The organism is Hominisplanchenecus murintestinalis, assembly GCF_943193015.1.
Taxonomy (GTDB): Bacteria; Bacillota; Clostridia; order Lachnospirales; family Lachnospiraceae; genus Hominisplanchenecus_A; species Hominisplanchenecus_A murintestinalis.
Window position 1 is genome coordinate 1 of the sequence record NZ_CALPCM010000068.1, and the last position, 8222, is coordinate 8222.

9 protein-coding genes and 2 pseudogenes are annotated in these 8222 nt (G+C 47.4%); all 11 read right to left on the reverse strand.

Annotated features, from left to right (window positions below):
- Positions 1–39: 39 nt before the first annotated feature.
- Positions 40–288, reverse strand: a complete 249-nt coding sequence (locus tag NFR99_RS13935) for a hypothetical protein (RefSeq protein ID WP_135976945.1) — start codon at positions 286–288, stop codon at positions 40–42.
- A gap of 145 nt (positions 289–433) precedes the next feature.
- Positions 434–2287 (reverse strand): recombinase family protein, encoded by a 1854-nt coding sequence (locus NFR99_RS13940; RefSeq protein WP_135976946.1) that lies wholly within the window; start codon positions 2285–2287, stop codon positions 434–436.
- 54 nt (positions 2288–2341) lie between these two features.
- Positions 2342–2602: a stage II sporulation protein R gene (locus NFR99_RS13945; protein ID WP_442907103.1), complete on the reverse strand. Its 261-nt coding sequence runs from the start codon at positions 2600–2602 to the stop codon at positions 2342–2344.
- Between the two features lie 2 nt (positions 2603–2604).
- Positions 2605–2835: a YdbC family protein gene (locus tag NFR99_RS13950; protein WP_135976947.1), complete on the reverse strand. Its 231-nt coding sequence runs from the start codon at positions 2833–2835 to the stop codon at positions 2605–2607.
- Between the two features lie 43 nt (positions 2836–2878).
- Positions 2879–3733 carry a ParB/RepB/Spo0J family partition protein gene (locus NFR99_RS13955; protein ID WP_135976948.1) on the reverse strand — a complete coding sequence of 285 codons (855 nt, stop codon included), beginning with the start codon at positions 3731–3733 and terminating at the stop codon, positions 2879–2881.
- Positions 3734–3741: 8 nt separating this feature from the next.
- Positions 3742–4707, reverse strand: coding sequence for a MobV family relaxase (gene mobV, locus NFR99_RS13960; RefSeq protein ID WP_135976952.1), 966 nt, complete (start codon positions 4705–4707; stop codon positions 3742–3744).
- A gap of 285 nt (positions 4708–4992) precedes the next feature.
- Positions 4993–5217 carry a hypothetical protein gene (locus tag NFR99_RS13965; protein WP_168354856.1) on the reverse strand — a complete coding sequence of 75 codons (225 nt, stop codon included), beginning with the start codon at positions 5215–5217 and terminating at the stop codon, positions 4993–4995.
- Positions 5218–5245: 28 nt separating this feature from the next.
- Positions 5246–6220, reverse strand: a complete 975-nt coding sequence (locus NFR99_RS13970) for an AAA family ATPase (RefSeq protein ID WP_135976949.1) — start codon at positions 6218–6220, stop codon at positions 5246–5248.
- Between the two features lie 152 nt (positions 6221–6372).
- Positions 6373–6846, reverse strand: a pseudogene (locus NFR99_RS13975) (RNA polymerase sigma factor).
- A gap of 66 nt (positions 6847–6912) precedes the next feature.
- Positions 6913–7356 carry an RNA polymerase sigma factor gene (locus NFR99_RS13980; RefSeq protein WP_135976950.1) on the reverse strand — a complete coding sequence of 148 codons (444 nt, stop codon included), beginning with the start codon at positions 7354–7356 and terminating at the stop codon, positions 6913–6915.
- A 450-nt stretch (positions 7357–7806) separates the two neighbouring features.
- Positions 7807–8222: pseudogene (locus NFR99_RS13985) on the reverse strand (transposase); the annotation flags it as partial.

Below are 8222 nucleotides of genomic sequence, written 5' to 3' on the forward strand. Positions count from 1 at the left end.
CTATTTAGGCTTGTATTTACTACAAAATATATGAACTTTTCAAGGTACTATAGCGGGGCTTTTGACCCCAATATCATTGATAATCTGTGTCGTTATCATACCAGAAATATTTATTTCATAAGCTGCTTTTATATCATTAAACCCATTTTTTTGCAAGACAGGTCTAATAACACTCTCAATAACCCCTTTTGCTTTTCTAAATATAACGGAGTTTGAATCTCCTATAGGTGTAATAATAAAGCATTTCTTCTCTTGCTTTTCTTCCTGTTCTTTTCCTTGACTACCCATAATTTTATCTCCTTTCGTTACCAATATATACTAATATATACTAAAATCGAGAAAATTTCCAACCATAAATTCAATCATAAACGCTGCACCAAATACTCTGTTATCCTTTTACCTTTAAGTTTATCAATTCTATTATCCGTATCAGTCAGTTAGATTTTGCGGACAGTTCAATACATGCCATCCTTTTCTGTTCCCTGCTCCTGCGTTTGCACTCGTTTGATTTCTCCCTCTGTATCTTCTTGGCACAATCGGGACAATACTTCGATATGCCAGAGCCGGGGACATATTCAACGCCGCACACCGTACAATGTTTAGCGGGCAACGCTGTCCACCATTTCGTAGGTGTGATATGTAATTCACCGACAAAGCCGATGAATTTATAATAAATCTTGATTTCCTGCCTAACCGTTCCGTCCGCTGACTTCTCACGCTCCGAAACAAGTATCTTGTCTATCAGTGCGTTTACCACGGTTGCGTCCAGTTCCTTTAAGCCTTGATAGTTGCGTATAAGGGAGAGGAAGTCACGGATTCCCTGCGACTTCTCGTAATTTTCATTGAGCGTTTCCGTTACTTCCCTCAACCGTGCTTCGATTTCAAGCTGTTCTTTCTGGTATTTCCCCGACATCATCTCGAAATTTCGCTCGGTGATACGCTCCATGACCTTATCCTCATAAAGAGAGGAAAACAGCCTGTCAAGCTCCGCAAGGCGTTTATTCAGCTTCTTTTGTTCTTTCTCCATTGTTTTTGCTTTGCTCTGGTCTGTTTCCGTTAGACGCTTCTCAATCGCCCTTACCGCCCGCTCGTCATTCACCGCCATATCCGCAAAACGGTTGATGTCGGCAAGGACAGCGTTGAATAAATCCCTCGCTTCAATGGCATGTGCGGTACACATGACGTTGCCGTACCTGCCATAATTATTACAGGTGTATTGTACGCAGTCGATGATGTCGGGGCGTTTCCTCCTGTTTGCGCTCATAGCCCGCAGAGCGTAGCCGCAGTCCGCACACTTGATAACGCCTGCAAAGATATTCTCAAATCCGCCCTTGTTCTCTGGCAGTCTGCGGCTTGTGATAAGCTGTTGGACGGTGTCAAATTCCTCCTGCGTGACTATCCCCTCATGGGTGTTCGGTATCACTTCCCATTCTTCGGGCAGCTTAGAGGGACGTTTCTTGCTTTTCATGTTAGCGGCAATCCGCTTGTAGCCTGCAAGGTTTCCCGCATAGATAGGGCTTCTTAAAATGTCCCTCACGCTGTTCTCACTCCAAATATAACGTCTTTCCTCGTTATCCTCAAAGTACCGCTCATAACCTGTCGCCCCCTGTTCCGCCGCATAAGCGGCAGGGCGTAAGACGTGCTTTTTATTGATGTGCTTGCGGATTTTGGAGATTCCGTTTCCCGCAAGTGCAAGGTCGAATATCTCTCTTACAATGTGCGCCACCTTATCATCTATCAAAAGATGATTATGGTCGGCAGGGTCTTTGATATATCCATAGGGCGCATACGTCCCCATGAATTTCCCCTGCTGAAACCTCGCACGGTACGCCGATTTTATCTTAACTGATATGTCGGCGGCATACATTTCATTTAGGATATTGCGGAACGGCGTGATGTCCATCACTGATTTATTAAGTGTGTCCACACCGTCATTGACCGCTATATACCGCACATTATTTTCGGGAAAAAAGACTTCCAGATACAGCCCGCAGTCAAGATAATTTCTCCCCAGTCTTGATAAATCCTTTGTAATCACGCAGTTTATCAGCCCATTTTCAATGTCCTTAATCATGTTCTGGAAGCTCGGTCTTTGGAAATTCGTACCAGAATAACCATCGTCCACATACGTTTTTGCCAAGTGCCAGCCCTGCTTTTTCACATAATCCGTGAGGATGGATTTCTGCGTGGCAATGCTCGCACTCTCGTTTTCCGTGCCATCGTCCTTAGATAAGCGGCAGTAAATGCCGACTGAATAGATTTTCTTTTCTTCTTTGATTCCTGCCATACTGTAAAACCTCCGTCTTTGCTCTAATAGGTTTCATATTCCATTGCGTACATTCTAAGCGGATAACCCGTCATTGTCGAAGGTGTCATTTCCCGTAATGCTCTTTCGGATGTCCTCGAAGATAATCGGGATGAATGCTTCGGCAACGGTCTGTGTGCCGACATATTCACGGCTGACAATCATCTGCACTGGCTGTTTTGCCACAATGCGCTTTCTCTTTTTGTTCGCTTTCTTATCCTCGCCCATACTCAAATCTTCCTTTCCAGACAGGGCAGGGGAGTATATAAAAATGCTCCCGCCCTGCCAATCAGACACAATCAATCCCCGCTGTTCAATTCTTCCTGCAATGCTTTAAGGAGCGCCGCCACTTCATCAGCGGTCAACGTGATTCCCTTGCCGCACTTCTCACGGTTGGGGGAAAAGCTGCGGATGTCATATTTTGGTTCTTTCCCGTTCCATGAAATCAAGTTGATTTCCTTTGTATAGCCGCTGTCGCTCGCCGACAATACGGCGATTTCCTTTACAATCTCGTACTGGATTTCTTTCATTCTCTACCTCAACTTTCTGTACTTACCTCCCGAAAAGAGAAGATTAGCGGCTTTCCCTGCCCCGTTTCCTCTGCAATTCACGCTCCAAAAGTCTGATGATGGTGTCCTCCATCTGCTTGGGCGTTGTTCCTTTCGGGAAGTATTTCTTTAACCTCTCCATGCCGATTTTCACGGTTTCTTTCTGGTTTCCCTTTTCTTCCGTCATAATCGCAAAGATGGTATCCATGTCAAGCCGCCCGCTCTGGCTTAGGCTTTTCATCCGCTGTGCCTGTGAGAGTGAGGGCGTTGCTTCCTCGCTCTCCATTGTGGAGAACAGATTTTCCTGCTCGCCTTTCTTCAGAAAGGACAGCTCCACCGCAGGCGTGAGGGCGATTCTCCCCTCGTCCACCATCTGCAAAATCGGCGGTATCAGCTCCGTCAATCGGATGAAACGCTGCACGGTCATCCTGCCCACGCCGAAGCCCTGCGCCACTTTATCGTCCGTCCGCAACTTCGTCCCAACTTGTGACGAGGTTAAGTCCGTGCGGAAACCCTGCCGCTTCATGGCTTCGGATTTCATTTTATAAGCAAACGCCCGCTCCGATGGCAGGATATTTTCACGCTGTAAGTTGCTGTCCACAAGGGTGATGATGGCTCGGTTACGGTCTAAGGGCAGGACAAAAGCGGGGATTGTGTTTATGCCTGCAAGCTCCGAAGCACGCACACGCCGCTGTCCCGCAATGATTTCATAACCGTTCCCGTCCTCTTTCGGGCGTGTGATTATCGGTGTTACGATTCCAAACTCTTTGATACTCTCTGCCAATTCTGACAGCATTTCATCCTCCACCACATGAAACGGATTGTCGGGAAATGGATATAAATCTGCGGTCTTTAATACCTTAAAATCCTGTTTCTTCATTCACATTCCTACCTTTCTTTCGCTCTATTCCGATTGCTTTTCTGCAATTCCTCTAATACTTCTGGAGGTATTTTTTTCAATAACCTTTCCATCTGCTCGTTGGTTTTCTGCAACTCAAATATCCTCTGGTTGGCTTTTTGTACCTTTAATTCCTGCTCGTACTTTTCATCACGCATACGCCCCGCATAATCAGATTCCTGCCCGATTCTCTCTTTCAAGCTGTCAATATACGTCTGCTGTTTTCCGATTTCCTTAGAGAATTTCTCCACGTCTGGGAGCCATGCCGCAATCAGTTCCAGTGCCTTGTCACGCTTCTTTCCTGCGTTAAAGGCGTTGATGTCGGAGAGGGCAGACACGATTTCTTCATACTGTTTATCCAGTCTGCCGCCCAGTTTATAGAGCCATGTGGGGATATGCTTCCGCTTTGTATCCATTGAGGACTGCCCCCGTTCAAGTTGATTCCACCGTGCGGACATCCGCTCATGGTAGGCGGTCTGCCACTCGGACAGGCTCTTTTGGTTGCCTAAGATAGACTTCGCTGACAGTTTGTTATCTGGCGTAAGCGGCACAAAGCACAGGTGCATATGGAGCGTTCTTTCGTCCATATGAACAACTGCGGAGAGGATATTTTTCTTCCCCACACGCTCCGAAATGAAGTCAAGAGCCGTCTGGAAATAGGCTATTTGTTCTTCGGGCGGTAAGCTGTTCATAAATTCGGGCGAAGCGGTGATAAGTGTTTCCACCATCATCACACTGTCTTTCCTTACCTTACAGCCTGCTTCTTTTACCATTTGGTTTATCTCTTTCTTGTAGGTGTAGCGGGGCGGATTCACAAGATGGTAGTTATCTTTGGAGCGTTCCATATCAATATCTGGGTTGCTTTTATAGGCTTCTTTCTTCCGCTCGTTGTGGCGTTCGCAAGCCACAACGCCGCCTGCCTTGCGTTTCTGGAAACGCAGGATTGCATAGGGCATAGTCAATCTTCCTTTCTTCGGCGGGTAATCTGTATGCGTGACGGTCATGACGATGATGACGGTGATTTTGGGATACCCCCTATCGCCAGTCATAGCCGTCACTCTCACGCCGACATTCTTCCATCCGAAGCCGTAAGGCGCAGGATGGAGCAGGGCGTATGCCCTGCTTTAAGGGAGTCCAGAGGGAACGTCTGGCACACGACTTTGCAAGGCAAAGTGTAGTGTGTTACACCCTGTAAACGCAGTCAGAAAAATCGGGAGTTTTTTCTGACCGCAGGGGTGGCTTTACGAGCCGAAAAGGGCGAGTAAAGCCCACGCCTGCACTTTGCGTTTACGGGGTGTTCTCCCGTAGGGATGACAGCGGCGGGGGTATCCCAATATTGCCGTCATCACTGTCACCGCTGTCACCCGCAGGGCAGAGCCGCCGATTTTACATACATCCGCTATGACGGTGACAGTGGCAGGGGGTATCCCAAAAACACCGTCATCATCGTCATGACCGTCACGCATAAGGTAAAGCCGCCGATGTCACATAGGTTTAAATGTCGGTGGCAACGGCAAGGGAAATCATCCGCCCGCTGCTCCTGCGGCTGAAATCATAACGGATATGGTTTTCAAGCAGGAAGTCAAGGCGGTACTCGTTCATCCACTTTGTCAAGACATTTGCCGCTGTTTCTGTTTCCTCCAGAGCGTCCAATAACTCTGTGGCTGTGCCAGTCCATTCCTCTTTGTCCTGCATAAAATTTACAATCCGAAAAAGGACGTCTGGTATCGCTTCTTTGGCAAGCTGTTCCTGCTCCTTACGTTCCACCAGTTCCCAACTGCAATCACGGAAGCGGAGCGTGAACTCCTGATAGGGCGTGTCCCTGCCCGTCACATACAGCTTTGCGGCATTGGACGCACGGCTTTCCTGTTGCAGGACAAAGGTTGCGTCCGCACTACCCGTCAGTCCTGTCGTGCCAGACACTTTGTTGAACACGTCGCTGTCGTTCTGCTTTCGGATGTGGTGTACGACAATGACCGCCAGAGAATGCCTGTCGGCAAAGTCTTTGATAAGGGAGATGTCCCCGTAATCGCTTGCATAGGCGTTGTCTTTGGATGCGGTGCGGACTTTCTGCAAGGTGTCAATCACAATGAGCCTGCTGTCGGGGTATTCTTTCAGATAATCTTCCAACTGCACGATAAGACCGTCTGACAGCTTATCGCTCGCCACGGCGAAGTGAAGCCGCCCGCTTGCTTCGTCTGTCAAGCGGAACAGCCTGTTTTGGATGCGGCAAAACGTGTCCTCAAGGCAGAGGTAAAGCACGTCGCTCTCCTGTGTCGGCATATCCCATAAGGGGATTCCCTGCGATACGCAGAGACAGAGCTTTAACATGAGCCAGCTCTTGCCGATTTTCTGTGCGCCGCAGAACAGGGTTAAGCCCGTGGGTATCAGACCATCCACCACAAAGGATGGCTTCTCAAGCGGCTCATAGAGGAGCGTGTCTGCATTGACTGTCTGAAGTTTCTGCATGGGATTCCTCCTTTCGGGCGATGTCTTTGGTTTTGTTGCGCATAGGCGTTGACCTCCTTAAAATAGATTTACTCCCACGGAAAAAGTGAGAGTATGTAATGCCGCCAGTGCCACGCCGATAATAAGCGGATTTCTTTTTCGGACGGTGGCACTCATGGTTTGAGATACTTCCTCATTTCTGCCTTAACTTTCTCCCTTGCAACCGAAACGGACTTCTGGACAGCGGAAGCGGTGCAATGCTCCATTTCACCGATTTGGTAAAAATTAAAATCATACTCGTAATAGAGCAGGAAACGCCGCCTTTGTATCTCTGGCAGTCGGGCAACCGCTTTAGCGAATATCTCATTCCGTTCTTTTTCAATCATTCTTTCATCAAGCGTTTTGGGAACACGCAATGCCCGTCTGTAAAGGGTTTCATCCCATACCTCGTTAAACTCCCTGTGCCGCTAGTTCCATTGCTGAAGGTTTCTGTTCCTCCTTTCCATCTGTCGAAATTCAAGAAAGAGTTTCTCGGACACTTCTATCTCGTGGTGTTCCCCCTGCCCGTCCTTAAAGCTGATAAAATATCTTTTGCCGCTTTCCGTGGATTCCTCCCGAAGCGTGTATGTCTTTGCCCCGTATGCCATTTCCTTTCCTCCCGAAAAAAATTGAGCGGGAGGATTGCCCTCCCACCCAATAGCCCGTGGAAATGGTTAAATTTCCCCGAAAGGATAAAAAATAGGCTTTAATTTTTTACGAAGCCGTTCAAGGCGTTTGTAGACCGCCCTTTCGGTAAGCCCTGCCATTGCCGCAATCTCCCTTGTGGAATACCCCTGCATTTTCAGCAGGAGAATGAGCAGGGTATGCTTGTCCACCGTAAGAAGTGCCTGATACAGTTTCTCGTCTTCAATCTCGTCCAATAAGTCCGCAACGCTATTCGGCTCTGCCTGCTGTTCAGCGTCCGCCATTTCCTCAAGGTATTCGCCGAAGTCGCTCGTCCATCGGTAAAACCTCCTGTTGGAATTAAAATCTGCCCTGTCCTCCATGCGGATTTGCTCAATGACCGCTTCATCAACGCCATGCTCACGCAGCACTTTTTCCTCGGCTTCTTTCCAGATACGCCATTTCCTGTCCTCACGTCCGTGGTTATATGCCATTCCTTATTTCCTCCAATCCGAATTTTTAAAAATGTAAAAATCCAGATTGGATAGGCGGCGAACGACAGCCAACAGCGGAAACAGCCCTGCGGCACATTCCGATAAAAAACGACAAAAGAAAAACCGCAAAGGTTCTGTGACCTCTACGGTTATAGGAGATATATGTTCTATTAAGTGGAGATTCTACTTCTGGTTTCATGGTGAGAAGTAGCGTTGCATAAGCAGGGATTTTTTTAACTGGCTTCCTGCAAATCCCCGATATGCTATGTATAAGTCAAATCTGCGTTGCATGAGCAGATAGATCACTGCCCGAAAAAAGAACATAAAAACCTGCTAACAAAAGTCAAGACTTTTTAGCAGGTTTTTAAATATATTTTTCGTATGAATTTTTCCCACGACAATTAGACCGGTGGAAAATCCGGTCTGCCGTATCCGCTGTTTTAGTTCTTTTTACTTCTGGTATACTTCCATCACACGTGCATAATAAATCCTAAGGAATTTATTTAATCCCGCTATTTTTGCTGCACGTTTTGACTTTCCTTCTCTTTCTTCAAAATAAATCTATACACTGCTGCGTCTGCTGGCTCTTTATGGGTTTTCAGACATCTCATCACTTCATATCCAATCTTTCGCAGGCTGGAAGAACCTCTCTTGGATATTTTCCTCTCTGTCCCCATAAACTGCCCTGACTGATAGGGCGGCGCGTCTATTCCTGCGTGGGCTATCAGGGCTTTTCCGCTATGGAATCTTCTCACATCCCCAATTTCTGCAATCAATTTAGGCGCAAGGACATTTCCAACACCTCCCATTGCCCTGACAACCGGATATTCCGGCAGACTCTTGGCTAATGCCTGCATCTGTGTTAG

Coding starts and splice junctions, on each gene's coding strand:
- NFR99_RS13935 (WP_135976945.1), bottom strand. CDS start 288: ATGGGTAGTCAAGGAAAAGAACAGGAAGAAAAGCAAGAGAAGAAATGC.
- NFR99_RS13940 (WP_135976946.1), bottom strand. CDS start 2,287: ATGGCAGGAATCAAAGAAGAAAAGAAAATCTATTCAGTCGGCATTTAC.
- NFR99_RS13950 (WP_135976947.1), bottom strand. CDS start 2,835: ATGAAAGAAATCCAGTACGAGATTGTAAAGGAAATCGCCGTATTGTCG.
- NFR99_RS13955 (WP_135976948.1), bottom strand. CDS start 3,733: ATGAAGAAACAGGATTTTAAGGTATTAAAGACCGCAGATTTATATCCA.
- mobV (WP_135976952.1), bottom strand. CDS start 4,707: ATGCCCTATGCAATCCTGCGTTTCCAGAAACGCAAGGCAGGCGGCGTT.
- NFR99_RS13965 (WP_168354856.1), bottom strand. CDS start 5,217: ATGCGTGACGGTCATGACGATGATGACGGTGTTTTTGGGATACCCCCT.
- NFR99_RS13970 (WP_135976949.1), bottom strand. CDS start 6,220: ATGCAGAAACTTCAGACAGTCAATGCAGACACGCTCCTCTATGAGCCG.
- NFR99_RS13980 (WP_135976950.1), bottom strand. CDS start 7,356: ATGGCATATAACCACGGACGTGAGGACAGGAAATGGCGTATCTGGAAA.